Source organism: Nonomuraea indica (genome assembly GCF_002850745.1).
GTDB lineage: Bacteria > Actinomycetota > Actinomycetes > Streptosporangiales > Streptosporangiaceae > Nonomuraea > Nonomuraea indica.
Genome location: NZ_KZ559471.1, coordinates 75,095 through 100,962, shown reverse-complemented (window position 1 = coordinate 100,962; position 25,868 = coordinate 75,095). Strand labels below are relative to the sequence as shown.

At 74.3% G+C, this 25,868-nt stretch carries 24 protein-coding genes, 1 tRNA gene and 1 riboswitch; of the genes, 11 read left to right on the top strand and 14 right to left on the bottom strand.

The features are described from left to right. Positions 1-11: 11 nt before the first annotated feature. Positions 12-518 carry a hypothetical protein gene (locus CXR44_RS17270; RefSeq protein ID WP_101787092.1) on the top strand — a complete coding sequence of 169 codons (507 nt, stop codon included), beginning with the start codon at positions 12-14 and terminating at the stop codon, positions 516-518. 129 nt (positions 519-647) lie between these two features. On the opposite strand, the gene CXR44_RS17265 is transcribed toward CXR44_RS17270, so the two are convergent. The 3 genes from CXR44_RS17265 to selA form a co-directional block, all read right to left on the bottom strand. After that, positions 648-740: transfer RNA gene (locus CXR44_RS17265), tRNA-Sec, on the bottom strand. 24 nt (positions 741-764) lie between these two features. Then, a complete protein-coding gene (locus CXR44_RS17260) occupies positions 765-2,543 on the bottom strand; it encodes a selenocysteine-specific translation elongation factor (protein ID WP_101787091.1) in 1,779 nt (592 codons plus the stop codon). A gap of 19 nt (positions 2,544-2,562) precedes the next feature. Then, positions 2,563-3,879: an L-seryl-tRNA(Sec) selenium transferase gene (gene selA, locus CXR44_RS17255; protein WP_180903499.1), complete on the bottom strand. Its 1,317-nt coding sequence runs from the start codon at positions 3,877-3,879 to the stop codon at positions 2,563-2,565. A 267-nt stretch (positions 3,880-4,146) separates the two neighbouring features. Between selA and CXR44_RS17250 the strand changes: the two genes are divergently transcribed. From CXR44_RS17250 to selD, 5 genes are read left to right on the top strand one after another with little or no spacing between them, the layout of a single operon-like run. Continuing rightward, on the top strand, positions 4,147-5,235 hold the full coding sequence (locus CXR44_RS17250; RefSeq protein ID WP_101787090.1) for a PQQ-dependent sugar dehydrogenase: 1,089 nt from the start codon (positions 4,147-4,149) through the stop codon (positions 5,233-5,235). Next, positions 5,232-6,350 carry an acyl-CoA dehydrogenase family protein gene (locus CXR44_RS17245; RefSeq protein ID WP_101787089.1) on the top strand — a complete coding sequence of 373 codons (1,119 nt, stop codon included), beginning with the start codon at positions 5,232-5,234 and terminating at the stop codon, positions 6,348-6,350. The genes CXR44_RS17250 and CXR44_RS17245 overlap by 4 nt, the downstream gene beginning before the upstream one ends. After that, complete coding sequence (locus tag CXR44_RS17240; protein ID WP_101787088.1) at positions 6,347-7,186, top strand: phosphate/phosphite/phosphonate ABC transporter substrate-binding protein; 840 nt, start codon at positions 6,347-6,349, stop codon at positions 7,184-7,186. The genes CXR44_RS17245 and CXR44_RS17240 overlap by 4 nt, the downstream gene beginning before the upstream one ends. Next, positions 7,183-8,406, top strand: coding sequence for a ferritin-like domain-containing protein (locus CXR44_RS17235; protein ID WP_101787087.1), 1,224 nt, complete (start codon positions 7,183-7,185; stop codon positions 8,404-8,406). The genes CXR44_RS17240 and CXR44_RS17235 overlap by 4 nt, the downstream gene beginning before the upstream one ends. Before the next feature lie 13 nt (positions 8,407-8,419). Beyond that, complete coding sequence (gene selD, locus CXR44_RS17230) at positions 8,420-9,406, top strand: selenide, water dikinase SelD (protein WP_101787086.1); 987 nt, start codon at positions 8,420-8,422, stop codon at positions 9,404-9,406. 94 nt (positions 9,407-9,500) lie between these two features. Here the strand turns inward: selD and CXR44_RS17225 are convergent, their stop codons facing one another. The 4 genes from CXR44_RS17225 to CXR44_RS17210 all read right to left on the bottom strand — a co-directional run bounded on the left by CXR44_RS17225 (position 9,501) and on the right by CXR44_RS17210 (position 12,740). Next, entirely contained in the window at positions 9,501-10,076 is a 576-nt protein-coding gene (locus CXR44_RS17225) for a superoxide dismutase family protein (RefSeq protein ID WP_101787085.1), read from the bottom strand. An 82-nt stretch (positions 10,077-10,158) separates the two neighbouring features. Next, the gene (locus CXR44_RS17220) at positions 10,159-10,443 is read right to left on the bottom strand and encodes a 4a-hydroxytetrahydrobiopterin dehydratase (RefSeq protein WP_101787084.1); all 285 of its coding nucleotides are present in this window, start codon (positions 10,441-10,443) and stop codon (positions 10,159-10,161) included. 147 nt (positions 10,444-10,590) lie between these two features. After that, entirely contained in the window at positions 10,591-11,805 is a 1,215-nt protein-coding gene (locus CXR44_RS17215; RefSeq protein WP_101787083.1) for an aminotransferase class III-fold pyridoxal phosphate-dependent enzyme, read from the bottom strand. An 11-nt stretch (positions 11,806-11,816) separates the two neighbouring features. After that, positions 11,817-12,740 carry a carbohydrate kinase family protein gene (locus tag CXR44_RS17210; RefSeq protein ID WP_101787082.1) on the bottom strand — a complete coding sequence of 308 codons (924 nt, stop codon included), beginning with the start codon at positions 12,738-12,740 and terminating at the stop codon, positions 11,817-11,819. 67 nt (positions 12,741-12,807) lie between these two features. Here CXR44_RS17210 and CXR44_RS17205 point away from each other — a divergent pair, with 67 nt between their 5' ends. Both CXR44_RS17205 and CXR44_RS17200 read left to right on the top strand, forming a co-directional pair. Next, positions 12,808-13,392: a TetR/AcrR family transcriptional regulator gene (locus CXR44_RS17205; protein WP_101787081.1), complete on the top strand. Its 585-nt coding sequence runs from the start codon at positions 12,808-12,810 to the stop codon at positions 13,390-13,392. A 55-nt stretch (positions 13,393-13,447) separates the two neighbouring features. Then, complete coding sequence (locus tag CXR44_RS17200; protein WP_101787080.1) at positions 13,448-14,089, top strand: class II aldolase/adducin family protein; 642 nt, start codon at positions 13,448-13,450, stop codon at positions 14,087-14,089. 4 nt (positions 14,090-14,093) lie between these two features. On the opposite strand, the gene CXR44_RS17195 is transcribed toward CXR44_RS17200, so the two are convergent. Continuing rightward, complete coding sequence (locus CXR44_RS17195) at positions 14,094-15,665, bottom strand: DUF885 domain-containing protein (protein ID WP_101787079.1); 1,572 nt, start codon at positions 15,663-15,665, stop codon at positions 14,094-14,096. Between the two features lie 22 nt (positions 15,666-15,687). Here CXR44_RS17195 and CXR44_RS17190 point away from each other — a divergent pair, with 22 nt between their 5' ends. After that, positions 15,688-16,893, top strand: coding sequence for a DUF4032 domain-containing protein (locus CXR44_RS17190; protein ID WP_101787078.1), 1,206 nt, complete (start codon positions 15,688-15,690; stop codon positions 16,891-16,893). Positions 16,894-17,129: 236 nt separating this feature from the next. Here CXR44_RS17190 and CXR44_RS40955 read toward each other — a convergent pair whose 3' ends face one another. The 6 genes from CXR44_RS40955 to CXR44_RS17155 all read right to left on the bottom strand — a co-directional run bounded on the left by CXR44_RS40955 (position 17,130) and on the right by CXR44_RS17155 (position 24,082). Beyond that, positions 17,130-17,966 carry a hypothetical protein gene (locus CXR44_RS40955; protein WP_245899229.1) on the bottom strand — a complete coding sequence of 279 codons (837 nt, stop codon included), beginning with the start codon at positions 17,964-17,966 and terminating at the stop codon, positions 17,130-17,132. Positions 17,967-18,147: 181 nt separating this feature from the next. Continuing rightward, a riboswitch (cyclic di-AMP (ydaO/yuaA leader) is annotated at positions 18,148-18,283 on the bottom strand. A gap of 164 nt (positions 18,284-18,447) precedes the next feature. After that, complete coding sequence (locus CXR44_RS17180; protein WP_101787077.1) at positions 18,448-18,648, bottom strand: DUF5302 domain-containing protein; 201 nt, start codon at positions 18,646-18,648, stop codon at positions 18,448-18,450. Positions 18,649-18,773: 125 nt separating this feature from the next. Then, a complete protein-coding gene (locus tag CXR44_RS17175) occupies positions 18,774-19,094 on the bottom strand; it encodes a YbaB/EbfC family nucleoid-associated protein (RefSeq protein WP_101787076.1) in 321 nt (106 codons plus the stop codon). A gap of 220 nt (positions 19,095-19,314) precedes the next feature. Beyond that, positions 19,315-20,196: a hypothetical protein gene (locus CXR44_RS17170; RefSeq protein ID WP_219601851.1), complete on the bottom strand. Its 882-nt coding sequence runs from the start codon at positions 20,194-20,196 to the stop codon at positions 19,315-19,317. Continuing rightward, positions 20,193-20,636 carry a hypothetical protein gene (locus CXR44_RS17165; protein ID WP_144069988.1) on the bottom strand — a complete coding sequence of 148 codons (444 nt, stop codon included), beginning with the start codon at positions 20,634-20,636 and terminating at the stop codon, positions 20,193-20,195. The genes CXR44_RS17170 and CXR44_RS17165 overlap by 4 nt, the downstream gene beginning before the upstream one ends. Before the next feature lie 422 nt (positions 20,637-21,058). After that, entirely contained in the window at positions 21,059-24,082 is a 3,024-nt protein-coding gene (locus CXR44_RS17155) for a hybrid sensor histidine kinase/response regulator (protein ID WP_245899228.1), read from the bottom strand. A gap of 169 nt (positions 24,083-24,251) precedes the next feature. Here CXR44_RS17155 and CXR44_RS17150 point away from each other — a divergent pair, with 169 nt between their 5' ends. After that, positions 24,252-24,938, top strand: a complete 687-nt coding sequence (locus tag CXR44_RS17150; RefSeq protein WP_101787072.1) for a response regulator — start codon at positions 24,252-24,254, stop codon at positions 24,936-24,938. Then, positions 24,935-25,786, top strand: a complete 852-nt coding sequence (locus tag CXR44_RS17145) for a glutamate ABC transporter substrate-binding protein (protein ID WP_245899227.1) — start codon at positions 24,935-24,937, stop codon at positions 25,784-25,786. Before CXR44_RS17150 ends, CXR44_RS17145 begins: the two co-directional genes overlap by 4 nt. The last annotated feature ends 82 nt before the right edge of the window (positions 25,787-25,868 follow it).

The following is a 25,868-nucleotide window of genomic DNA, read 5'->3' as shown; positions in this document are numbered from 1 at the left end:
AGGATCCAGACGTGAAGCGCGCCATCGTGACGCTCGTCGTGCTGCTCTGCGCCGCCTGCGGCACCGCCGCCCACGGGAGGGCCGACGACCCCGCCTCGCCTCTCCTGGAGCCGGACCAGCTCAAGGACGGCCGGACGTGGACGGTGACGGCCACCTCGCACGGAACGTGGGGCGAGCTGGACGAGAACCTGGTGCCCTGCGGCAGGCGGATCATCGCGCCCTCGGAGGCCGCGACCCGGTGGCGGACCTTCACGGCGACCGACGGGACCACGGTGTCGCAGGTCGTGGTGAGCGGGGTCGACGCCATGAACTCGTTCAAGGCCTTCTATGCGGAGTGCGGCGCCGTGGGCGGCGTCGACTCGGTCCCCGGGCCCAGGAACGTCGCCCGCCACGACGGCGAGGTGGAGGTGGCGGCGATGTCGAAGGACAGGTTCGTCGTGATCGGCGGCACCGCCTCCGACACGGAGCTCCGACAGTTCGCGGAGACCGCCCGCCTCCACCTGGCCGCCGCCGGGTGAGCCCGCCGTGGTCAGGGGATCCGGCCACGCTCGCCCCTGCTCGCGCCGACGGCGGTGTCGCCGCCGTCGGACCTCCGGTCCGCGTGACGGTGCGCGGATGTCCGGCGGGCTCGCACGCGCGGATGCGAGCGGAGGCGGACGGGAATCGAACCCGCCGCGCCGAGATGCTCGGCGCCACCGGTTTTGAAGACCGGGAGGGCCACCAGGCACCCAGTCGCCTCCGCCCCACATCCTAGCGAGGCGTACTCACCCGACGATCATCCGGTGCGTGTCGTCGACGCGACGGGTGCGGCCCAGCCCGTCCAGGTACTGCAGCACCGCGAGCGCCACCCGGCGGGAGGTGCCCATCGCCTGACGGGCCTGGGCGACGGTGAACGGCTGCGCCAGCCCGGCCAGGACCCGCACCGCCTCCTCCGGAGCGCCCGGCAGCAGCACGACTCCCGGCTGCACCCGCAACAGCGCGCCGGCGGCCTCGGCGATGGCCAGCGCCCTGGCGTCCAGCTCCAGCTCGGCCAGCCTGCCCGCGTCGGGCGCGGCGAAGGGGGCGCCGGCCAGATCACGCTGGACCGCGGCGACGGCCCCGCGCAGCCGCTCCGGCAGCACGGGCAGGGCGGCGGCCAGCCGGCCGCGCCGGCGGCGCAGCGGCGTCCCGGCGGCGAGCGCGTCGACGAGGGCGCGGTCCGGCAGGCCGAGAGCCTGCCGGACGGCCTCGGGCGTCAGGCCCGGGTCCTCCGGATGCGCCCTGTCATGCTCCTCGACCAGCCGGAGCAACCTGTCTCGGAGCCCGGCCCAGTGCTCACCGTCCGCGAGCCAGTCGCCCGCCACGGGCGGGCCGGGCGGCGACGCGCCCATGGCCAGCAGGTCGGCGCGCCGCATCAGCCCGCGCCGCCGCAGCTCGGCCGCGCCGTCCGGCACGCCGGTCAGCGTGGCCAGCTCCGCGGCACGGGCTCGCGCCGCGCCCCGGCGGCCGAGCGCGGGAGGCCGCACGTCCAGCAGCGTCACCCCGTACACGTGGCGGTTGCCGGGGTCGCGCAGCAGCGCCCGGTCGCCCAGACGGAGCGGGAGCGGGCGGCTCAGCGTGACGCGGGCGGTGCCGGAGCCCAGAGGACGGACCCTGGCCGGCACGGCCGCCGAGCCGACGTGCCAGACGAGCTGCGCGGGCACCCGCGCGACCCCGCCGTCCCCCGCCGCCCGCGACCGCGCGGCGGCGCCGGTCGCGTCCAGCCGGACGTCCACCTCGCCGACCGCCGCCCAGCGGTCCGGGTCGACCAGCGCGTCGCCCCGGCGCAGCGCGGCCGCCGCCCGCCCGCGCAGGTTCACCGCCACCCGCGCCGGCCCGCGCACCTCCTCATGCGCCACCTTCAGGCTGTGCAGGCCGCGCACCTCGACGAGTTCGCCGGCACCGGCGATCTCCAGTGTCTGCGCCGTCCTGAGCGTGCCGTGGCCCAGCGTCCCGGTGACGACGACGCCACGCCCGTCCACGGTGAACGCCCGGTCGATCCACAGGCGCACGTCCGCCGACGGATCGGGGACGGGCAGGGCGGTGGTGAGCCTGCCCAGCGCCGCCCGCAGCCCGGGCAGCCCCTGACCGGTGACCGCGCTGACGGCCACCGCCTCGACCTCGCCCAGGCTCGTACGGCCGAGCCGCTCGGCCGCCTCCGCCAGCACCGGAGCCGGGTCCGCCAGGTCGGCCCGCGTCACCGCCAGCACCCCGTGCCGGATGCCGAGCGTGTCCAGCACCGTCAGGTGCTCTTCGGACTGCACCTGCCAGCCGCCGTCGGCGGCCACCACGAACAGCACGGCGGGGACCGGCCCCACCCCGGCGAGCATGTTCGACAGGAACCGTTCATGGCCCGGCACGTCGACGAAGGCGACGTCCGGGTCGCTGGTCCACACGAAGCCCAGATCGATGGTGAGGCCCCGGCGCCGCTCCTCCGCCCAGCGGTCGGGCTCCATCCCGGTCAGGGCGCGCAGCAGGGTGGACTTGCCGTGGTCCACGTGGCCGGCGGTCGCGACGACGTGCACGCTCGTTCCTCCCACCTCGTCAGCCCGGCAGGCGATGGGCCACGGCCAGGACGGCGTCCAGCAGCGTCTCGTCGTCGTCCTCCGGAACGGCACGCAGGTCGAGGAGGCAGCGTCCGCGCTCCACCCGGCCGAGCACGGGCGGCTCGCCACGGCGCAGCGGGGCGGCCAGGCGCTCGTCGAGGGCCACGGCGGCGCCCGGAAGCCGCACCCCTGGCGCGCCGCCGCCGCCGACCACGGCGGCGCTGTCCACCACCTCGGCCGCGATCGCCTTGTCGCCCAGCCGGGCCGCCAGCTCCGCGGCCCGGCGGCGCAGCCCGGCGGGGTCGGCGTGCAGCGCGTCGCGGGTGGGCGTGCCGGGGCCGCCGACCGTCGCCTCCAGCGCGGCGAGGGTGAGCTTGTCCACCCGCAGCGCCCGCGCCAGCGGGTGGCGCCGCAACCGCTCGACCAGCTCCGCCCGGCCGAAGACGAGTCCGCTCTGCGGGCCGCCCAGCAGCTTGTCACCGCTGGTGGTGACCAGGTCGGCGCCCTGGCGCAGCCAGGTGGCCACGTCAGGCTCGTCCGGCAGCAACGGCTCGGGCCGCAGCAGCCCGGAGCCCGCGTCGCCCACGAGGGGGACCCGGTGCCGTCGGCACAGCGCCTGGAGATCGGCGATCGGGACGGTCGCGGTGAAGCCCTCGATCCGGTAGTTGGACGGGTGCACCTTGAGCACCATCCCGGTGTCCGGGCCGATCGCCTCGGCGTAGTCGCGAACGGCGGTGCGGTTCGTGGTGCCGACCTCGCGCAGCCGCGCCCCGGTGGCGACGAGCAGGTCGGGCAGGCGGAAGCCGTCACCGATCTCGATGAGCTCGCCCCGGCTGATGACGATCTCCCGGCCGGCGGCGAACGCGGTGGCCGCCAGGGCGAGCGCGGCCGCGTTGTTGTTGACGACGTGCACGGCCTCGGCCTCGGGTACGGCGGCGGCCAGAGTGTCCAGGGCGGTGCGCCCGCGCCTGCCGCGTGCGCCCGTGTCGAGGTCCAGCTCGATGTCCGTGGCGCCGGCCGCCCTGTCCACCGCCTCGCGGGCGGCGGCCGACAGCGGGGCGCGGCCCAGGTTGGTGTGGAGCAGCACGCCGGTGGCGTTGATCACGCGGCGCAGCCCGGAGGCACTCGCCGGCAGCGCGGCCAGCGCCTCCGGCAGGACCTCCTCCGGCGAGATGGCCCCCTCCCGGGCACGCCGCTGCGCGGCGACGACCACGCCCTTGACGCGCTCGGCCCCCAGCCGCCGGCCCGCCTCGGCCAGTCGCGGGTCCGCGAGCAGCACGTCGGTGCGCGGGATCGACCGGCGATGATCCATCATGCCCGGAAACCTACCGCCTCCGGCATTTCCTTTTGCGTCGGTGACAGCTCACTGAGCGTAGGTCACCGGCCGAATAATCCGGAAATCCCACGTTCCCGAACGCCGCGCGGTGAAAGGGGACGACCCGCGGGACGACTCTTGATCATGTTCATGCGCCCCGGTAGATTCCTCACGGATCGCCTTCTGAGCAGCGTTTTCACGGGGCGTGGCCCTGCCTTTTCCCTGCCGGGGCCCTGTTCATGATGTCTTTCGTGAGGGGATGACGTTTTGCCGTTCTCACCACGTGTGCCCGGCGTCCGGCGAGGCCGGGCCCTGGCCGCCGGCCTCGCCCTCGCGTTCCTCGCGGCGCAGCCGGCCCTGGCCGCCACCGAGCCCCGCTCCGACGCCGGCGGCGAACCGGCGGTCACCGGCACCGTGGCCACGGACCTGCAGGTGCCCTGGGGTGTGGCGTTCCTGCCGGGGGGCGAGGCGCTGGTCAGCGAGCGCAACACGGCCCGCGTCATGTCGGTCGTCTCCGGCAGGACGGTCCGCGAGGTGGGCGTCGTCCCCGGCGTGAACGTCGTCGGCCAGGGCGGGCTGATGGGCCTGGCCGCCTCACCCGCCTTCGCGCACGACCGGTACGTCTACGCCTACTACACCGGTACGGCCGACCAGCGCATCGTGCGCATGCGGTACGCGCACGGCCGGCTCGGCACGCCGGAGCCGGTGCTGACCGGCATCCCCACCGGCACCTCCCACCTGGGCGGGCGGATCGCGTTCGGCCCCGACGGCCACCTCTACGTCGGCACCGGCGACGCCGGCGTCTCCAGCCACTCCCAGGACCCGGCCAGCCTCGGCGGCAAGATCCTGCGGATCACCGCCGACGGCGCCCCCGCACCCGGCAACCCCTTCCCCGGCTCCCCCGTCTACTCCCTCGGCCACCGCAACGTGCAGGGCTTCGGCTGGGACTCACGCGGCCGCCTGTGGGCGTCGGAGTTCGGTCAGGCCACCTGGGACGAGCTCAACCTCATCACCCCGGGCGCCAACTACGGCTGGCCGGTCGTGGAGGGCCAGGCAGGCACGCCCGGCTACGTCGATCCGCTGTGGCAGTGGGCCCCCGCCGAGGCGTCCCCCAGCGGGCTCGCCGTCGCCCGCGACGTCATCTACGTCGCGGGCCTGCGCGGCCAGCGGCTGTGGCGCATCCCCCTCCGGGGCGACGGCATCGGCACTCCCGCCGCCTTCCTGACCGGCGAGTACGGCAGGCTGCGCACCGTCGTCCGCTCCCCCGACGGCTGCCTGTGGCTCACCACGAGCAACCGCGACCAGCTCGGCACGCCAGGGCCCGGCGACGACAAGATCCTGAAAGTGAAGCCGTGACCCCCGCCCTCTCAGCCGTGATCGCCGACGTCGTGGCACCGGCCGCGACCGAGGTCGACAGGAGCGGCGTCTTCCCCCGCGCGGGCATCGAGGCGCTGGGCAAGGCCGGCCTGCTCGGCCTGACCAGCGCCACCGAGGTGGGCGGCGCGGGCCAGGGCCTGGCCGCCGCGGCCCAGGCCGTCACCGCCCTGGCCGCGGCCTGCGGATCCACCGCCATGGTCATCCTGATGCACTACGCGGCCGCCTCGGTGATCGAGGCGCACGGCCCCGACGAGGTCCGCCGCGCCATCGCCCGCGGCGAGTACCTGGCCACGCTCGCCTTCTCCGAGACCGGCTCACGCAGCCACTTCTGGGCGCCGCTCGGCACGGCCACCGAGCACGGGGGCGAGGTCCGGCTCGCGTCCCGGAAGAGCTTCGTCACCGCGGCGGGGGAGGCCGACGGGTACGTGTGGTCCAGCCGCTCCCTGACCGGCCGCGGACCGATGACGCTCTGGCTGGTGCCCGACGGCACGGCGGGGCTGTCGGTCAGCGGCGCGTTCGACGGGCTGGGCCTGCGCGGCAACGCCTCCAGCCCGATGACCGCCGACGGCGTGCGGCCCGAGACCATGCTGGGCGCCGACGGCGCCGGGCTGGACATCGCGCTGAGCACCGCGCTGCCCACGTTCCTCGTGCTCAACGCGGCCTTCTCGCTGGGCGTCATGGACGCGCTCGTCGCCGGGGCCCGCGCGCACGTCGCCCGGACCCGGCTGGAACACCTCGGGCAGACGCTGGCCGAGCAACCCGGCGCCCGGTCGGCGTTCGCCCGGCTCGCCGCCCGCCGCGACCAGGTGCGGGTCTTCCTGAACGACGTCCTGGCCGCGCTGGAGGACGGCAGGGACGACGCGATGCTCCGCGTCCTGCAGGTCAAGGCCGTCGCGGCCGAGGCGGCCGTCGAGATCGCCGACGAGGTCATGCGGCTGTGCGGCGGCTCGGCGCTGCGCCGTGACGCGGGCGTCGAACGACACTTCCGCGACACGCTCGCGGCCCGGGTGATGGCCCCCACCACCGAGGCGCTGCACGACTTCGCCGGCCGGCTCGCCTTCGGCCTGCCGCTCCTCGACGGGAGCGGTTCATGACGCTCCTCATGGGGGCCGTGGCCTACGACGCCAAGGTGGTCACCATCTGGTCCGGGTTCCGCGCCTGGTTGCGGCGGCAGGGCCTGCCGTTCGACTTCGTCCTGTACTCCCACTACGAGCGCCAGGTCGAGGACCTGATCGCCGGGCGGATCCACGCCGCCTGGAACTCCCCGCTCGCATGGGTGCGGGCGCGGCGGCTGGGCGTGGCCCGCGGCGAGCCGGTGCACCCGCTGGTGATGCGGGACACCGACTGCGACCTGCGGTCGGTCGTGGCGGTCCGCGCCGACTCGGGCATCGAACGGGTCGCCGATCTCAAGGGCGCGACCGTGGGCGTCGGAGCCGTCGACTCCCCCCAGGCCACCCTGCTGCCGCTGCGTCACCTGCACGAACTGGGTGCCACGGTCGAGCCGAGACTCTTCCAGGTGGGCGTCGGGCTGCACGGCGATCACGTCGGCGGCGAGCGGGACGCGGCGCGGGCGCTGCTGGCCGGCGAGGTGGCCGCCGCCTGCATGCTCGACGCCAACCACCTGCTCTTCACCCAGGAAGGCACCCTGCCCGCCGGTTCCACCCGGATCCTCACCATGACCGCCCCCTACGACCACTGCAACATGACGATCGCGGCGAGTGCCCCCCGCGACCTGGTCGAGGAGTTCGGCGGGCTGCTGACCGGCATGTCCTACGCCGACCCCGAGGTGCGTCCCCTCCTCGACCTGGAAGGGCTCACGCAGTGGCGGCCGGGCCGCGCCACCGCGTACGCGGCGCTCGAGGCCGCGGTGGACGCGACCGGCTTCTACGACCCGGCCGGCCGGGTCACCGCCACGGCCTACGACCCGTGACCTCGCGGACCGCCGACCTGGCGGGCATCGGATTCGACCAGGGCGCCCAGGTCATCCTGCGCAGGGAACTCGCGCTGCTCCCGCCGGGCGGCCGGCTCGGTGTCATCGGAACCCACGACGCCCTCGTCGCCCACCTCGCCGCCTGGTGCCGGCGGGAAGGCCACGCGCTCACGGTCCCGCCGGACGGGGATCCGGGCGGGCCGGACACGCCGGGCGGGCCGGTGCGTGCCTGGATCGTCCCCGGTCCCGCCACCCGCGGGCGGTGGGCCGGCGCCGAACGGGCCGGCGGCGTGGACCCCTCCCAGGTGGTGTCCCGCCCGGCCGCGCACTGGGGGCTGGCCGCCCGCGGCGCGCTGGTCGAGCCCGGCGGGCCGCCGTCGCCGTTCGACCTCGACCGCAAGGAGGTCGTCTGGGCCGACCTGGCGCCCGCCCTGTACGCGCAGGCCGCGGCGCGGCAGTGGGACCCGGCCACCGCGATCGACTGGGACTGCGCCTTCGAACTGCCCGCCGAGGTCGAGGCGGCCGTCGTCCAGGTGATGACCTACCTGGTGGAGAACGAGCAGGCCGCCCTGGTCGTCCCGGCGCGGCTGCTGGCGCGGGTCCACCCGCACTTCCGCGAGGTGACGCAACTGCTCGCCGTCCAGGCGGCCGACGAGGCCCGGCACATCGAGGTGTTCACCCGCCGCGCCACGCTGCGCGGCGACGAACTGGGCACCTCGTCGGCCGGCGGGCGCGCCTCGCTGACGTCCCTGCTGGCCGAGCCGGACTTCTCACTGGCGTCGTTCCTGCTCTCCGTGCTGGGCGAGGGCACGTTCCTCAACCTGCTGTCGTTCCTCGGCCAGTACGCGCCGGACCCGGTCACCCGCCGGATCGCGGCGCTGGCGCACCAGGACGAGGCCCGTCACGTCGCGTTCGGCGTCGCCCACCTCGCGGAGCAGGCCCGGCGCGATCCCGCCTTCCGTGGCAGGCTCAGAGGAGCGATCGAGCGCCGCCACGACGTGCTGGCGGACACCGCCGGCATCAACGAGCACGTGCTCGACGCCCTGACGCTGCTGGCCGCGGGCTCGTGGTCTCCGCGGGCCGTCGCCGACGGGCACGCGGCCGTCCAGCGGCTGCAGGCCGAGATGTTCGAGGGCCGCCGCAACCGCCTCGTCCACCTGGGCTTCCCGGCCGGAGAGGCGGCCGAGCTCGCTGCCCTGCACACACGCAACTTCATGTGAAACGGAGTCCACGATGCGGCTGACGCAGTACGCGCAGGGCGGCGGGTGCGCCTGCAAGATCCCGCCCGGCGAGCTGGAGGAGGTGCTCGCCGGCCTCGGCGCGCCCGCCCCGCGCGGAGCCGCCGGCGAGCTGCTGGTGGGCCTGGAGACCGGCGACGACGCCGCCGTGGTGCGCATCGAGCACGGCACGGCCGTGGTGGCCACCGCCGACTTCTTCACCCCCGTGGTGGACGACCCCTACGACTGGGGCCGGATCGCCGCGGCCAACGCGCTCTCCGACGTGTACGCGATGGGCGGCCGGCCGCTGATCGGGGTCAACCTGCTCAGCTGGCCCAGGGACGTCCTGCCGTACGAGGTCGCCCGTGAGGTGCTGCGCGGCGGCGCGGCCGTCGCGGCCGAGGCCGGCTGCCACCTGGCGGGCGGGCACAGCGTCAACGACCCCGAACCCAAGTACGGCCTGGCGGTGACCGGGATCGCCGACCCGGAGCGGCTGCTGCGCAACGAGGCCGGGGAGGCGGGCCGGCCCCTCACGCTGACCAAGCCGCTCGGCCTCGGCGTGCTGAACAACCGGCACAAGGTCACGGGAGAGGTGTTCGCGGAGGCCGTGGAGGTCATGACGAGGCTCAACGCCGAAGCCGGCCGGGCGGCGGTCGAGGCGGGCCTGCGCTGCGCCACGGACGTCACCGGATTCGGGCTGCTCGGTCACCTGTACAAGCTGGCGCGGGCGTCCGGGGTGTCGGCGGTGGTGGACGTGGCCGCGGTGCCGTACCTGGCGGGGGCCCGCGAGGCCGTACGCGACGGCTACGTGCCCGGCGGAACCCGCCGCAACCTCGACTGGGTGGCCCCGCACACCGACTTCGGCCGCACGGACGAGGCGACCCGGCTGCTCCTGGCCGACGCGCAGACATCGGGCGGCCTCCTGCTCGCCGGCGAGGTCCCGGGCCACCCGGTGATCGGAGAGCTCGTGCCGAGGGGCGAGAGCGTCCTCATCCTGCGGTGAGTCCGGCGGGCGTGACCCGCGCGGCGACCCCCCGCGGCGACCCCGCGCGCCGGGCCCGCCCCCACATGGGGCCCGGCAGGCGGGTGGCGGTCGCTCAGCCGAGGGTGAGGCAGGCCACCCGGGGCCCCGCCTCGCCCCGCGCGGGCTTCTTGACCTTGGTGCGATCGGCGTGGATGACCAGCGAGCGGGGCATCCGGTCGGAGGCCAGCAGCCACGGGTTGCGCGCGGAGGCGTTGGCCGAGCCGGTGCCGTCGGTGGTGAAGTCGAGCCAGATCTCGTTCTTGGCCGTGGCCTTGCCCGGCTTGTTCTGGTAGTGGGGACCCGAGTCGTCGGGCTTGGCGCCGCACGGCTGGGTATGCAGGTGGGCGCCGTACGTGCGGCCGGGCAGGAACCCCTCGACGACCAGGGACGACCGGGTCCGGCCGGCCTCCATCTCCGACTCGACGAGCAGGCTGGCCCGGGCGCCCTCGGGGGCGAGCTTGCGGTCGTAGGCGATGGCCTGCGTGGCGTCGGGCGCGAAGTCGCCGCTGGCGGAGAGCGCCAGGTTGGGGTTGGCCGACGGGCCGGCCGAGGCGGTGCCGGCCGTGCCGCTCGGCGCCGGGGGCGCACCGGTCTGGGCACAACCGGCCGCGGCCGCTAGCAGGGCGAGCAGGAGCGCGCGCAGGCGCATGAGAACCCCCAGAGTGGTGACAGTGCAGGAGCCGGTACGACAGGCTCGCGAAGGGCCACCACTCTAACGGGTAATCGACTCGTCACACAGCGTGTTCGGCGACGATGCGGTCGATCTCGGCGGCCAGGGTGAAGTCCATGTCCGTCAAGCGTCCTTTGTCGTGCGTGGTGAGGGCGAGGTGGAGCGTCCGCCACCGGATGTCGATGTCGGGATGGTGGTTGAGCTCCTCGGCCCGGACCGCGATCTCGTCCACGATCCTGATGGCCGTGGGGAAGTCGAGCGCGGTGACCGTCCGCCGGATCTCCTCGCCCTCACGGCGCCACTCGGGCACCCCGGCGAGCTTGTCGTCGATGTCCATCGGGTCCATGGGGCTCACGTTACTGCAGCCCCCGGCGCCGCCCGCGGCACGCCGCCCGGGACCGGGCCGCGGACCGGCCGGGGGTGCGCGCCGCGGACCGGCCGGGGGTGCGGGCCGCGGGCCGGCCGGGGGGTGCGGGCCGCGGGCCGGCCGGGGTCAGCCGAGGTGGGCGCGGGTTTCGGCGAAGGCGCGGTCGGTGCCCTCCAGGGCGCGGGCCACGTCCTCCTCCGTGTGGGCGGCCGACAGGAACCAGTTGTGCCACGGGTGCAGGTAGACCCCGTGCCGCAGGCAGGCGTCGCTCCAGTGCAGCGCCGTGGACAGGTCGGCGTCGCCGTCGAAGCTCAGCCACGGGATCGTCACCGGCCCGGTCTGGTTGACCGTGAACCCGTGCGCCTTGGCCTGCGCGTACAGCCCCTCGCGCAGTTGCGTGCCGGCGCGCTCCATGGCGGCGATGCCGTCGGTGTCGCGCAGCGTCTCGATGGTGGCCTTGGCCGCCGCCATGGCCACGGCCGAGAACCAGAACGAGCCGGTCGAGTAGAGCGACTGGGCCGCGCCGCGCAGCGCGTCGACGCCGGTGACGGCGGCGATGGCGTAGCCGTTGGCCATGGCCTTGGACCAGGCCGTGAGGTCGGGCCGCACCCCGTACGGCTCCCACGACCCGCGCAGGTCGATGCGGAAGCCGGCCCGCACGTCGTCGATGACCAGCGCGGCGCCGATCCGGTCGGCGAGCGCCCGCGCCCCCCGCGCGAAGGCCGGCTCCACGAGCTCCTGGTCCTCGAACGAGTCGTGCTTGAACGGGGTCACGATGATCGCCGCCACGTCGCCCTCCGCGGTCGCGGCGGCCGCCTCCAGCGACTCCAGCGAGTTGTAGGTGAACTCCACCAGGTCGGCCCGCTCGTTCGGGGTGGTGCCGGCGGTCGACGGCGTGCACCACGGGTCGGCCCCGTGATAGGCGCCGTGCGCCATCAGCACCTTGGCGCGGCCCGTCGCGGCCCTGGCCACCATGAGCGCCTGGGTGGTGGCGTCGGTGCCGTTCTTGGAGAACATCGCCCAGTCCGCGCTGGGGACGGTGTCCACGAGCAGCTCGGCCAGCTCGACCATGACGGGGCCGGGCCCGTTGAGGCAGTCGCCGAGGGCGAGCTGCCGGGCGGCCGCCTCCTCGACCTTCGGGTGCCGGTGCCCGAGCACGACGGGCCCCCAGCTGCACATGAGGTCGATGTACTCGCGCCCGTCGGCGTCCCACTGCCGGCAGCCCTCGCCGCGCAGGAAGAACTGGGGGTAGCCGGGGGCGAAGATGGCGGCGTTGAGGTGCCCGTACATGCCGCCGGGCACCACCTTGAGCGCGCGCTCGCGCAGCTCGGCGTCGGTCATGGGTCGGCCTTTCAGGAGTCGGTGAGCAGGGCGAGCGTGGACGGCAGGTCGGTGATGCCGGCGTCGGAGCCGAGACCGGTGGCCACGCGGGCGGCGGCGGCCGTGCCCCAGCGGGCGGCGGCCGGGACGTCCCTGCCGTGCAGCAGGCCGGTGAGGAAGCCCGCGCAGTAGGCGTCGCCGCAGCCGGTGGTGTCGGCGACCTCGACCTTCAGGGCGGGCACGTGCTCCACCCCGGCCTCGGTGGCGACCACGCTGCCCTCGGCGCCGAGCGTGACCACGACCCCGCGCGGCCCCTCGGCGAGCAGGGCGAGTGCGGCGGCCCGGACGTCGTCCTCGCCGGTCATGAGCCGCGCCTGCGACTCGTTGGGCAGCACGTGATCGACGTGCGGCAGGAAGGCGCGGGCCATGCCCAGCAGGTCGGGGAGCTCGGACAGCACGTCCATGGTGACGACGACGCCGTCCGCCCGCAGCTCGTCGAGCAGGCCGAAGAAGGCCGGCTCGGCCAGCCCGAACGTGACGTCCACGCCGCCGAGGTGCACCGCCCGCGCGGCGCGCAGCGTCTCGACGTGGAGGTCGGCGAGCGTCACGCCGAGGTTGGCCCCCGGCACGTGGAAGCTGGGCCGCCCGCCGTCGGGGCGGATCGGCAGGATGGAGGCGGCGGTCTGCTCGCCCGGCCGGCGCGCCAGGCGGGAGACGTCCACGCCCCGTTTGGCCAGCACGGCCACGAGGAAGTCGCCGAGCTCGTCGTCGCCGACCGCCCCCATGGTGACGACGTCGTTGCCCAGCTTGACCAGGTCCACCGCCGTCCCGGCCGCGGCGCCCGCGGCGGTCAGGCGGATCTGGTCGACCAGCACGGTGTCCTGGCCCGGAGGGATGTGCTCGACGGGCCTGGCGAGGATGTCGACGATGTGGACGCCGACGGTGGCGACGGTCATGGTCTAAATAGACAGACGTCCGAATAAAAAGTCAATATGCTGGGAGGAGCACCACGGAGGGAGCGCCATGCCCAAGATCGTCGACCATGACGAGCGCCGCCGCGAGCTGCTGTCGGCGGCCCACCGGGTGATCGTCAGAGACGGCATCGACGCCGCCACCACCCGCGCCATCGCCAAGGAGGCGGGCTACTCCAACGGCGTGCTCGCCCACTACTTCGCCGACAAGGACGAGATCCTGCTGTCGGCGCTGCGCCAGTCCCACCGGCGCATCCGCGAGCGGCTGGCCCGCAAGGTCGAGGGCGCCGGCGGGCTGGCCGCCCTGCGCGAACTGCTGCTGGACAACCTGCCGCTCGACGCCGAGCGCACCCAGGAGACGCGCCTGGAGGTGAGCTTCTGGAGCCGCAGCCTGGCCTCCGAACGGCTGGCCGAGGTGCAGCGCACCGAGGCCGATGAGCTGCGCGCCGTCGTGCGCGGGCTGCTGGCCGAGGCGCGCGCGGCGGGCGAGCTGCGCGGCGACGACAGCCTGGACGACGTGACCGAGCACCTGCTCGCCCTGGTCGACGGGCTCAGCCTGCACCTGCTGCTCTACCCGGGCCGGCTCCGGCGGGTGGACCTGGAGCGCATCATGCTCGCCCAGCTCGACCGCCTCTAGCCCGGCAGCCGGCCGGGCGTTGAAGCATTTCGGACGACCGACTACATTGCCGCTCATGAGCCTCCGCGAGCAGTTGTGCGCCTACGGCAGGCGCGCCGTCGAGCTGGGCCTGGTGATCGGCAGCTCCGGCAACCTGAGCGTGCGCGAGGGCGACCTCGTCGCCGTCACGCCGGCGGGCGCGGCGCTCGACCGGCTCACCCCGGAGATGTGCCCGGTCGTGGACGTCGAGGGCCACCTGGTCGAGGGCGAGCTGCAGCCGTCCTCGGAGACCCCCATGCACCTGGCGGTCTACGCGGCGACCGGCGCGGGGGCGGTGGTGCACACGCACGCGGTGTTCGGCACGGTGGTGGCGACCACGATGACCGAGCTGCCGCCCGTCCACTACAACGCGCTGCTGCTCGGCGGGGCGGTCCGGGTGGCCCCGTACGCGACGTACGGCACGCCCGAGCTCGCGGCGAACGTCCGGCAGGCGATGGAGGGCCGCAAGGCCGCGCTGATGGCCAACCACGGCGGGGTGACCGTCGGCGCCACGCTGGAGGAGGCGTTCGAGGCCACCCGCCTGCTGGAGTGGCTGTGCGAGGTCTACGTGCGGGGGCTCGGCGTGGGCACGCCCACCGTCCTCACCGGCGAGCAGCTCGACGCGGTGGTCGAGCGGGCGCTCAACCCGCCCGTGTTCCCCCGCCGGCCCCCGTCCTGACCCGCTACGCGCCCGTGACCGCCTGCTCGGCCAGGCCGAGCGGGAGGCCGCCGGAGCCGGCGATCAGGTCGTGGAACGACTTCAGCGACCCGCCGTACGACTCCCTGATCCGGTCGATCTCGATGGCCCCCGTCAGATAGGACGGGGCCTGGGTGGGCCAGGCGCAGTAGCGGTTCACCTCGCCCTTGGCCGTGCCCGGCGTCAGCGACGCCTTGGTGGCCATGAACCGCTCGGCCTCCTCGATCGGCAGGTCGTCGCAGTGCAGCGCCGTGTCCACGACCATCCGGGCGGCCCGGAAGATCCGGCAGTCGAGGTGGGCCAGCTCGGTGGCCGGGGTGTCGAAGTAGCCCTGCTCGTGCAGCATCTTCTCGACGTAGAGGGCCCAGCCCTCGGTGAAGTACGGCGTGCGGAACACCTTGCGCACGGTCCGCGGGTTGCCCGCCATGTGCGACAGGTGCCAGTGGTGGCCGGGGTAGGCCTCGTGCACGGCGATCGACGGCATCTGGGCGCGGGAGTTGGTCCGCAGGCGCTGGCGCACCTGCTCCTCGGTGAAGCCGTCCGGCGTGTACGGCACGAAGAAGACGCCGGTGCGCGAGCTGGTCAGCGGCGGCGGCGCCAGGTAGTGGGCCACGGCCAGGATCGGCCTGACGTACTCCGCCGACGGCAGCACCAGGCACTCGTCACCCTCGGGGAAGGTGACCAGGTCGCGGTCGCGGACGAAGTCACGGGCGCGCAGCGTCTCGGCCTCGTACTCCTCGCGCATCGCCGCCAGCGTCGGCGGATGGTCGTCCATCAGCGACTCCATCGCCGCCCGCCAGTCGCGGCCGCCGTTGACGCGCACGGCGACCTCGCTCATGCGCTCGTCCAGCGCGGCCCAGGCGGCCTTGCCCTTCTCGTGCAGCTCGGCGGCGCCGTAGCCGAGCAGCTCGCGCTCGCGCAGCAGGGTGGAGTAGAGGCCCTCCCCCATCCGCCAGGTGCCGCCGCACCGGAAGCCCTCCAGGAACGTGACCAGCTCGTCGAAGGCGCGGCCGGCGGGCTCGGCCGCCGCGGCCAGCTTGGCGCGCAGGCCCTCGTCACGCACCATCGACGGCACCGTCACGGTGAGGAACTGCCGGCCGGTGCGGGCCTGGCCGAGCCCGCGCTCGACGAGCAGCGGCGCGGCGAGGTCAGGGTCGAGGTTGGCGCGGCAGGCGGCGAGCACGCCGGGCACCTCGGCCAGCCGGGAGATCGCGGCGTCCACCAGCTCCGGCTCCGGCTTGAGCCGCTGCTGGAACGGCGTGAACATGGCCGCGAAGATCGGTGAGAGGTAGGCGGCCGGGTCGCGGCGCCATTCGGGCCAGGACGCGAGCGCCAGCCAGCCCCGCAGCTGTGCCAGCACGAGGTCCCTGTCGATCGCGTCGTCCGGCGTGGGGGTCTCCAGCCGGGAGAGCCGCTCGAGCCAGCGCTCCTGCTCACCGGTCCTGGCGGCGAAGGCGGTGGCGGAGAAGTCGCCGAGCGTGCGGTCGTAGCCGTCCGCTCCGAGCAGGCTGGCAGTAACGGGGTGTCCGGAAAAGTACCAGGTGAGAAACTCGTCCACCGCCGCACCCTATCCTGAGGGCATGCCCCTCCAGATCACCGGCGCGCTCGGCGACCCCGATCTCCTCAGCCTGCCCTGGGACGTCCCGTTGGCCGACTGGCCGCAACACCACCTGGTGGACCTGCCCCGCGGCATCTCCCGGCACGTGGTGCGGTTCGCCCGGCTCTCCGGCAAGGTGTACGCGATCAAGGAGATCAGCGAGCGGTACGCCAGACGCGAGTACCAGCTCCTGTGGGACCTGGCCAGGCTGGACGCGCCGGCCGTGGAGCCGGTCGCCTACGTCACCGGCCGGGAGGAGGGGCTCGACGCGGCGCTGATCACCCGGCACCTGCAGTTCTCGCTCCCCTACCGGGCCGTCATGTCCGGCACGCTGCGGCCCGACACGCTGACCCGCCTGCTGGACGCCCTGGCCGTGCTCCTCGTCCGGCTGCACCTGAACGGCTTCTACTGGGGTGACTGCTCGCTGTCCAACACGCTGTTCCGCAGGGACGCCGGGGCGTTCGCCGCGTACCTGGTGGACGCGGAGACCGGCGAGATGCACCCCATGATCAGCGAGGGGCAGCGGCTGGGCGACATCGACAACGCCCACACCAACATCTTCGGCGAGATGCTGGACCTGGAGGCCGGTGGGCTGCTGCACCCCTCGATCGACCCGATGGAGACCGCCGAGGACATCGTCACCCGCTACCACCGGCTGTGGGGCGAGATCACCCAGGACGAGATCATCGAGGAGGTCGACTGGCACCGGGTGGAGCAGCGGATCAGGCGGCTCAACCTGCTGGGCTTCGACGTGGCCGAGATGATGGTGCGGCGCAAGGTCGGCACCGGGCGGCTCATCGTCCGGCCCAAGGTGGTCGACGCCGGGCACCACCAGCGACGGCTGCTCCGCCTGACCGGGCTGGACGTCGAGGAGAACCAGGCGCGGCGGCTGCTCAACGACCTCGACGGGTTCCGGGTGGCCAAGGGGCTGCGGCACGAGGACGAGGCGATCGTGGCGCACCGGTGGCTGGCCGAGGTGTTCCAGCCGACGGTGGCGGCGCTGCCCGCAGAGCTGCGCGGCAAGCTGGAGCCCGCCCAGCTCTTCCACGAGGTGCTGGACCACCGGTGGTACCTGTCGGAGGCGGCGGGCGGCGACGTGGGGCTGCCGGCGGCCGTGAAGTCGTACATCGAGAACGTGCTGGTCTACAAGCCCGACGAGAAGGCGGTGCTCCCCGACGAGCCGGGCTGACCCGCTCCGGGCGGGGCAGCCGGGCGCGGGGACGGCGTCTCACGGGGACGGCCTCTCACGGGGACGGCCTCTCACGGGGACGGCCTCTCACGGGGACGGCCTCTCAGGGGGACGGCGTCTCAGGTGTCTCCGCGGGGCGACGGGTCCCGGGACGGGGTGTCACGGTCGTGGACGCGCGTGAGGGCGCCCCCGGTGCGGGGACGCCCTCACGGAGGACCGCTGCTGCGAGGAGCCGATCAGCGGCGGACCAGCTTGCGGAGGCGGTCGCGGCCCACGACGGCGCCGCCGCCGATCGCGACCAGGGCGACGGCCGCGACCACGCCGGCCGTGCCGCCGCCGGTGCCCTCGGCCACCGGCTGGGCGGCCGCGGAGGTGGTGACCTGCGCGGCGGGGGCGACCCGGAGGGTCTTGCCGGCGGTGCCGGCGGCCTCGGCGGGCTTGGCGGGCTCGGTGGCCTTCTTCTCGTCCGCCTGGGCGTTCTCCGACACGGTCTGCGTGGCGGGCGCCTTCTTCTTGGCCAGGACCTGCGGCGGCTTGGCCGGGTTGTTGTCCACGCGGGCGTAGGCGCGGGTCGCGAACGGCACCGGGTGGTTCTTCTTGCCCGGGCCCTTGCCCCACTTGGTGATGACGTACTCGATCTTGATGTGCCCCATGCCGCCGTTGCCGTTGACGTGCAGCGTGCTGGCGTTGAAGGTGCCGCCGGTCAGCTCGGCGAACGTCTTGCCGTCGAGGTCGAGCATGATGCCCCGGTTGGAGGGCTCGCCGGGGCCGCGGTCGCCGACGAAGAAGGGCATCTTCTTGCCCTTGTAGACGACGTACCCCTCGGTCAGCAGCGGCCAGCTCGGGCTGGCGGCCATCCCCTTCTGCATGGGCTTGCCGCTGGCCGGCAGGCCGGTGTCACCGGCGCGGCCGGAGGCGTCGTCCCAGAAGTAGGAGGCGGTGGTGGAACCCTTGAGCAGAACCTGCTGGTCCTCGGGAACGTCTGCGTGGGCGGCGGTGCCGCCGATCGTCAGCGCGCCGGCCACGGAGGCGGCCGTCAGGGCGAGGGAACGCATGCCGAAACGGGGAGACATGGGGCGGTAGATCCTTTGACTGGGCAACAGGGGAGTCGCGCTCGCACAGCAGGGCGTAGCCGGGCAGAGGCCGAACGGTCGCTACGCGCGGGAGCGCGGAAAAGGTCTGTGGTGGGGGCCGCTCAGCAGGCGGCGGATGACGCTACGCAGTGGGGGGATACGCGGTAGTGCATCAGGGAAGGTGTCCTCTCCATCTCGCCTACCGGGTTAGCTGACGGGTTCGGGCGTGGAGATGCCCTACCGACACGGCTGGTCGGATTCACCCCAGGAGATGGGTCCCCGGTTCCCGCTGGCGCGGGATTCGGCGCCGGTCAGCCGCCTCTTCCTGGTGAAGGGCTAGGTCGCTGGCCGGTAACGCGCTCGACTCTAGCGCGCAAATCGGACAAGGGCAAAGGAAACCCCATGAATCGGGCGAAGATCTACCTATGACGGCAAAGAAAAAAGGGGCACGGCATGCCGTGCCCCTGGGTGTGGTGCTGCCTCATCCACCGCTCTTGCGCCGGAAGGAGCGCTTGCTCGCGGCGGGACCGTGCGCCCCGTGGATCTTCGACGCGTCGGCGCCCCTGCCACCCGCGCCCGCGCCGGCCTGCTGGCCGCGCTTGCGCTCCAGCGCCTCGCGGAACTTGCGCTTCATCTCGTCCTCGGGAGTTTCGCTGACTTCCGGCTCCGGTGTTTCGGCCATGAGGACCTCCTGGGGTTGGGGACATCCACAGCTTCGCATGGTCCCGCGCGTGACGCGAAACCGGCCTTCCCGGCGGTTTCCTCGTGTCGGCCGCGGGTTGCGCCCGACGCGTGGAGATCGGCGGGTCAGCGGCCCTCCGGTTCGGAGAGAAGCCGCCGGGTGGCGGCGAACGTCTGGCCGGTGACGTCCTCCTCGGCCCGCCGGGCCGCCTCCATGATCGCCTCGGCCAGTTCCTCGGAGCCGAGCCGCATGGCGCGCGGGGCGATGCGCAGGGCGGCGAGCCCGCCGCTGGCCAGCACCTCCACCTCCACCAGACCGTCCGCCGCCGCACCGTGCCCCCGCGCCGCCTCAAGACTGCGGCCGACCTCCTCCAACAGCTCCGTCTGCTCGGCGAGCTGGGCGAGCATGCGGTCGATCTCCGGGTCGCCGCTGCGCGGTGTGGTCATGACTGCTCCCTTCCGTGTGTCCGGCGTCCCCGCCGATGTGGCCGCCGATGTGGCCGTCCCGCCGTCCCGCCGTCGTGTCCCGGGGGTCCACGCCGCCGTGTGTCCGGCGCTTCCGTGTCGTCCTGTGTGCGAGAGGTCCGCGCCGCCCGTGTGCCCGGCGCGTTCCCGCCCGTGCGTGTTCCATGCGTCCCCGCCGCCCTCGCGCCGTCCGGGCGCCGGCCTAGCGGCGCAGCAGGAACGCGCGGGGGCCGTGGGCGAGGGCGGAGCGCAGGGTGCCCTCGTCGCTCATCTCCCCGCTTGCGACCAGCGCGTACAGGACGGAGGCGGACGTGGTGCGGCGGAAGAAGGTGCCCATCGGGCCGGTGCCGAGCATGGTCTCGGTGAACCTCGTGGCCGGCATGACCTTGCGCACGTCCCGCAGGCCCTTGATGCCGCCGTTGTAGGCCATCTCGGCGACGAAGTGCTTGCCCGCGTACGCCCAGAGGTTGCCCATGTCCTGGCCCGAGGCGGCCGAGCTGGCTGCGTGCACCGCCGTCTTCCCGACGGCCCACACGACCGAGTCCGCCAGCGCGTCGAGCCCCTCGCGCACCACGTACGTGCCGACGTCGAACCTGCCGATCCGCCGGGTGAGAACCGCCTGCGTCACCTTCTGGAAGATCGTCTTTTCCAGCCTGGCCCGGGCCACCAGCCACTTGAACACCGCCTCGGCGGCGACCCTGGCCGCCGGGTAGAGGTAGCCGAACAGCAGGGTGAACGCCATCGCGGCGAGCTGCGTTCCGATGATCTTGAGCTGCTCGCGGTGCTCGTCGACGATGTCCGCGTACTCCTCGCAGCCCTCGGCCAGCTCGGTCAGCGCGGCGCGCATGTTGGCGTAGCGGGGGCCGAGCTCGGCCGCCCACAGGGCGGCGAAGCGCTCCACGTTGCGGCTGTCGTTCTTCCGCAGCGCCGCCTCGATCGCCTCCCGGACGCCGCGGGCGATCTCGTCGATGTCGCCGGCGAGCGCGCGCAGGTCCCGGGCGCGGGCGCGCAGGTTGGACACGTCGGCCTCGGGCACGTGCACGCCCGCGAACCAGGCGAGTGCCTGGAAGGGATCGAGCATCACGCTCCTATCTGATGCGGTGGCGCCGGGGGGATCGGCGGCTCGGGGACGTCGGGGATCGCCGGCAGGGACGCGATGATCTTCTGTTCGAGGAGATCCCAGAGCGTCTCGAAGTCCCGGGCCGTGGTCGCGGCGGTGAAGCTCGCGTCGGCGACCCGTGTCAGGGACGCGGTCAGCTCGTCGTAGCCGCGGACGTACCACGCGGCGAACGCGCGGCCGTCCTCGTCGTCGCCCACGAGGGACGACGTGCCGCCCAGGGGGCCCGCGAGGCGGTGCGCCCGGACGACGTCGTCGCCCGCCCTGTCGAACAGCCGCGCCAGCTCCCTGACGGCCGTCCAGTCGATGGCCACCTGCCCGGACCCGCCCGGACCCGGCCCCGGGACGCTGGGGACGGGGGCGTCCGGTGCGGGGGCGGCCGGGCCGGAGGGTGAGGGGCTCGGCATGCCGGGCGGGTCCGGCGGGTCCGAGGGTGCCGGGGTCTGCGGCGGGGTGGTCGGGAGCGGACCCGAAGGCGAGGGGCTCGGCGAGCCCGGCGGGGTGGGGCCGGGGGTGCCCGGCGGGGTGGGGCCGGGGGTCGGCGGGGTGGGGCTCGGGGTCGGGGTTCCCGGGCTCGTCGGGGTACCCGGAGAGGTGGGGGTCGGGGTGGGGGTGCCCGAAGGGGGCAGGGTGGGGCCGTCCGACGGCGTGGGGCCCGACGTGGGGGTGGGGCCGTCCGACGGCGTGGGGCCCGGTGTGCTCGTCGGGGCCGGCGTCCCGGGCTCACCCATCAGGCTCTCCCCTCTTCGAAGTAACAAAGCGCATGATCGAGGACGGCAAGACACTAACGATGACAAATTACGCCGGTGTAACCATGGGTCATGGCGCGTTAACTTACGTTCATCCACCCCGGCAGGCCGCGGAACTCCTGGTCGAGCCGGGCGAGGAGATCCCCGTCCTGGCCACCCAGGCGGGCCAGGTCCTCGACGCGGCGGCACAGGGCGGCCGCGCCCGTGGCCCCGACGGTGGAGCAGCTTCCCGCGAGCCGGTGCGCGAGCCCCGCCGCCCGGTCCAGCTCGCCCTCCTCCACGGCCCGCCGCAGCTCGTCCAGCGTCCGGCCCGCCGTCGCGCGGAACGCGGCGGCGATCGCCCTGACGTCCTCCGGTGACAGGCCCTCCAGCTCCGGCGGCAGGCCGGGCGCCGCGATCCAGTCGGGCACCCGGGCGAGGACGTGCTGCCAGTTCACCGGCTTGGTGAGATGGTCGTCCATGCCCGCGTCCAGGCAGCGCACCCGGTCGGCCGGCAGGGCGGCCGCGGTCATGGCGATGATCGGCACGCGCCGCGCCTCGTGGAGCCTGATCTCCTCGGTCGCCGCCAGCCCGTCGAGGACCGGGAGCTGGCAGTCCATGAAGACCAGGTCGTACGCGCCGGACAGCGCGGCGGTCACCGCCTGCCTGCCGTCGTCCACGGTCTCGACGTGGTGACCTGCCTTGCGCAGGACGATCGTGGCGACGTCCCGGCTCACCTCGTCGTCCTCGGCCAGCAGGATCCTCGCCCGGACCGGGGACTCCACGACCGCAGCGCCGAGGTGCAGGTCCGGGGCGTGCAGGTCAGACAGGTCCGGGGTGTGCCGGTCAGGCAGGTCCGCGCCGCACGCGGGGATGCCGGGTGATGGCGCGGTGGGGCGGGCTCGCGGCGGAGGCGGCGTGCCGGCGGGAGGTGCGGCGCCGAGGGCGTTCTCCACGGCGGCGAGCAGGCGGCGGCGGCTCAGCGGCCGGGTGATCGGCTGCACCACCCGGTCGGCCGAGGCGATCGGCCAGGCGACGCCCGGCCGGCCGGGCGTGACGAGGACGACCACGCTGGTGTCGCACGGCGGCGGGTCGGCCAGGATCGCCGCGCCCACCTCGAGGTCGGCCACGGCCAGGTCGAAGGGCCGCCCCTCCGCGGCGGCGGCCCGCAATGCCTCCAGCGCCGACCGCGCGTCCGCCGCCACCTCGACGTCCAGCCCGGCGTCCCGGAGGATCCGCGCGGCCAGCCCGGCGTCCGCACGCTCGTCGCCCCACGGCCCGTGGGAGGACGTCCCGGCGTCCGCACGCCCGCCGCCCCACGGCCCGTGGGAGGACGTCCCGGCGTCCTCGCCGGTGTCGGTCACGAGGGCGCGGCGGCCGCGCAGCGCCGGTGAGGCGGGGGGCGACCAGGTGACCACGTCCACCGGCAGCCGCACCCAGAACCTGCTGCCCACCCCCTCGACGCTGTCGAGCCCGATCCGGCCGCCCATGAGCTCGGTGAGCTGCCTGCTGATGGCCAGCCCGAGCCCGCTGCCGCCGGTCCTGCGGGTGATCGGCGAGTCCACCTGCCGGAAGATGGCGAAGACCCGTTCGCGGTCCTCCGGCGCGACCCCGACGCCGGTGTCGGTGACCGTGAAACGCAGGGTCACCCGCTCGTCGCCGGCGACCCCGTCCTCCAGCTCGACCTCCAGCCCGACGCCGCCCTGGTCGGTGAACTTCAGGGCGTTGCCCACCACGTTGGTGAGCACCTGCCCGAGGCGTACCGGATCTCCGACGACCCGCTGCGGGACGCTGTCGCCGAGGCGGAGCGTGAGCCACAGGCCCTGCCGGTAGGCGTGCGGGGCGAACGGCGCCACGACCTCGTCGCACAGCCGCGGCAGGTCGAACGGGACCGCCTCGACCTCCAGGTGACCGGCCTCGATCTTCGACAGGTCGAGGAAGTCGTCGAGCAGGCGCAGCAGGCTCTGCGCCGACTCCCGGGCCGTGCCGGCGTAGTGGCGCTGCTCGTCGTCCAGCGGCGTGTCCAGGAGCAGGGTGTTCATGCCCAGCACGCCGTTGATCGGGGTGCGGATCTCGTGGCTGATCTTGGCGAGGAACTCGGTCTTGGCCTCCGACGCCTTGACCGCCTCGTCCCGGGCGGAGGCGAGCGCGGCGGCGTACCCGGCGAGCTCCTGCTGGGCCCGGCGGCGCCCGCGCGTGGTGTGCAGCTGCACCCCGAGCCCGATGAGGATGAGCAGGGCGAGGACGGCGGCGATGGCGAGCACCCGCACCCGGAGCTGGTCGGCGGAGGCCAGCGCGGTGGCGGCGGGCACCTCGGCGGTGACCGTCCAGCCGATGTCGGGGATCGGCTCCGAGGCCGACAGCACGGTGCCGTCGGCGCCCTGGTGGGTGGTGAACCAGGTACGGCCGGCCAGCGCGGCGTCCACCCGCGGGTCCTCGCGCAGCGAGGTGAGCGCGTACAGCTTCCTGCCGGGGTCGGCCACCAGCACGCCCGACTGGTCGGTGATGAGCAGCCTGATCCCCTGCGCCTCGGCGGCCTGCGAGGCGAGGTCCTGGATGGCGTCGAGGCTGTAGACGACGGCGACGACGCCGAGCAGGCTCTTGCCGTCGGCGCTGGAGACGGGCGCAGCGGCGGCGATGGCCCGGGACACGCCGGGCATCGGCGGGGTGTAGGCCTGGGAGATGTAGGGCCGGCGCTGGTTGTGCACCGTGAGGTACCAGTCGGTGTTGCGCACGTCCTGCGGCAGCACGCTCTGCGGCCGGGCGCCGACCATGTCGCCGCGCGGCCCGATGACGATCACGCCGCTGACGCCGCCGCGCATGCGGGCCAGCTCGCCGTGGAAGCGTTCCATCGTCGCGGCGGGCGCGGGCTTCCCCGAGGTGACCGCCTGGAGCACGTCGGGACGCTGGGCGTAGGCGCTGACGAGCTGCTTGAGCGAGCTCATCTGCTGCTCGACCACGACGCGGCTGACCGAGGCGGTAGTCCTGACCCGGTCGCCCACCTCGTCGTGCACCGCGCCCTGCGACAGCTCGATGCTGGACGAGGTGAGCAGCGCCAGCGGGAGCAGGCCGAGCAGGATCCACAGGGCGGTCACGGCCAGCAGCCATCCGCGGTCGCCTCGCACCGGCGCGCACCTCCCCCCTGCGGCCTCGTCGGCCTGCGTGCGGGTACACAGTAGGAGGGTTTGGCCGCCGGTGGAGCACCGCACTGAGCAAAACGAGCAGAATGCGATTTGCTGTAACAAAGCGCGCCTAAGATGCGCGCGTCGGCCGAACCTGACGAGGAGCGTGGCCATGCCCGGGGCGGCGGAGCACACCGTTCTCATCGTGGACGACGACCCGGTCGTCACCACCGCGCTGCACGCCCAGGTGAACCGGGTGCCCGGCTTCAAGGTGGTCGGGATCGCCCACACCGGGCAGGTGGCCCTCGCGGCGGCGCAGCGGTTCGCGCCCCGGCTGGTGCTGCTCGACCTGCACCTGCCCGACCTGCCGGGGCTGGAGGTGGCGCACCGGCTGCGCCGGCCCGACCAGCCGCCGGCGGACGTCATCGTGATCTCCGGTCGCAGGGAGTCGGCGGCGGTCCGCGCCGCCATGCAGCGCGGCGCCCTCTACTACCTGGTCAAGCCGACCAGGGCGGCCGTCCTGGAACAGACGCTGCAGCGCTACGCCGCCACCGTCGAGCAGTTCGGCCCGGACGGGCGGTTCGTGGAGCAACAGGAGATCGACCGCGTCTTCCGCTCGCTGCACCTCGACGCGGCGCCACGCGCCAAGAGCATCGCCGCCGCCACCGAGCGGGCCGTCCTCGACGCGCTGGCGGCCGCCGAGGACGACCTGTCGGCGTACGAGCTGGCCGAGACCGTCGGCATCAGCCGGGCGACCGCCCGCCGCTACCTGGAGCACCTGGCCGAGCGCGGGCAGGTGGAGGCGCGGCTGAGATACGGCCCGACAGGCCGGCCGCAACACCGGTACTGGGTACGGTGAGGCCGGTCCGGGCGCTGCTGGCCGTCCTGGCCTGCGTGGCGCTGACCGCGTGCGGCGGGACGGACGCGGCGGCGTTCCCCGAGGGCTCCACCATGGCGCGCATCCGGGAGCGCGGGGTGCTCACCGTGGGGATCAAGTTCGACTACCCGCTGCTGGGGTACAAGGACCCGGCGTCCGGGCGGATCACCGGGTTCGACGCGGAGATCGCCCGGCTGGTGGCCAGGGACCTGACGGGCAGCGAGCGCAACATCCGCTTCGTGGAGACCATGCCGTCCCACCGGGAGGACTTCCTCCGGCAGGGTGTGGTCGACATCATCGTCGCCACGTACTCGATCACGCCGGCCCGGCAGGCGGTGGTGAGCTTCACCGACCCCTACTACGTGGCGGCGCAGGACCTGCTGGTCAGGGCGGACGAGACCGGCATCGACGACACCGGCGACCTCGACGGGCGGACGGTGTGCACCGCCGTCGGGTCCACCTCGGCCGACCGGCTGCGCGCCCTCGCGCCCGGCGCCGAGCTGGTCGTCGCGGACACCTACAGCGAGTGCGTGCCCGCCCTCGTCGCCGGCCGGATCGACGCCATCAGCACCGACGACACCATCCTGCTCGGGCTGCTCCACCGCAATCCCGAAGGGCTGAAGCTGGTCGGCAGGCCGTTCGGGCGCGAGCCGTACGGGATCGGCGTGCCGAAGGACGACGTGGTCTTCCGCGACCACCTCAACGGGCTCATCGCCCGCTACCTGCGCGACGGCCGGTGGGACCGCGCCTTCCGCGACACGATCGGCACCGCGGGCGCCACGCCCGATCGAGGGCGGCCGACGCCCGCCCCGGCCGGATCCGCGCGCTGATCCCTGAGCAGAACGCGCACAACCCCTCTCCGGAAACACCCGGCTCCTACGGTTACGCCAACCACCGCAACCCAGCCGCCTG

Bases quoted from the DNA above. Each gene is read 5' to 3' on its own strand.
- selA (WP_180903499.1), bottom strand. From the start codon at position 3,879: ATGATGGATCATCGCCGGTCGATCCCGCGCACCGACGTGCTGCTCGCG.
- CXR44_RS17240 (WP_101787088.1), top strand. From the start codon at position 6,347: ATGACGCTCCTCATGGGGGCCGTGGCCTACGACGCCAAGGTGGTCACC.
- selD (WP_101787086.1), top strand. From the start codon at position 8,420: ATGCGGCTGACGCAGTACGCGCAGGGCGGCGGGTGCGCCTGCAAGATC.
- CXR44_RS17225 (WP_101787085.1), bottom strand. From the start codon at position 10,076: ATGCGCCTGCGCGCGCTCCTGCTCGCCCTGCTAGCGGCCGCGGCCGGT.
- CXR44_RS17220 (WP_101787084.1), bottom strand. From the start codon at position 10,443: ATGGACCCGATGGACATCGACGACAAGCTCGCCGGGGTGCCCGAGTGG.
- CXR44_RS17215 (WP_101787083.1), bottom strand. From the start codon at position 11,805: ATGACCGACGCCGAGCTGCGCGAGCGCGCGCTCAAGGTGGTGCCCGGC.
- CXR44_RS17210 (WP_101787082.1), bottom strand. From the start codon at position 12,740: ATGACCGTCGCCACCGTCGGCGTCCACATCGTCGACATCCTCGCCAGG.
- CXR44_RS17205 (WP_101787081.1), top strand. From the start codon at position 12,808: ATGCCCAAGATCGTCGACCATGACGAGCGCCGCCGCGAGCTGCTGTCG.
- CXR44_RS17200 (WP_101787080.1), top strand. From the start codon at position 13,448: ATGAGCCTCCGCGAGCAGTTGTGCGCCTACGGCAGGCGCGCCGTCGAG.
- CXR44_RS17190 (WP_101787078.1), top strand. From the start codon at position 15,688: ATGCCCCTCCAGATCACCGGCGCGCTCGGCGACCCCGATCTCCTCAGC.
- CXR44_RS40955 (WP_245899229.1), bottom strand. From the start codon at position 17,966: ATGTCTCCCCGTTTCGGCATGCGTTCCCTCGCCCTGACGGCCGCCTCC.
- CXR44_RS17180 (WP_101787077.1), bottom strand. From the start codon at position 18,648: ATGGCCGAAACACCGGAGCCGGAAGTCAGCGAAACTCCCGAGGACGAG.
- CXR44_RS17175 (WP_101787076.1), bottom strand. From the start codon at position 19,094: ATGACCACACCGCGCAGCGGCGACCCGGAGATCGACCGCATGCTCGCC.
- CXR44_RS17165 (WP_144069988.1), bottom strand. From the start codon at position 20,636: ATGCCGAGCCCCTCACCCTCCGGCCCGGCCGCCCCCGCACCGGACGCC.
- CXR44_RS17150 (WP_101787072.1), top strand. From the start codon at position 24,252: ATGCCCGGGGCGGCGGAGCACACCGTTCTCATCGTGGACGACGACCCG.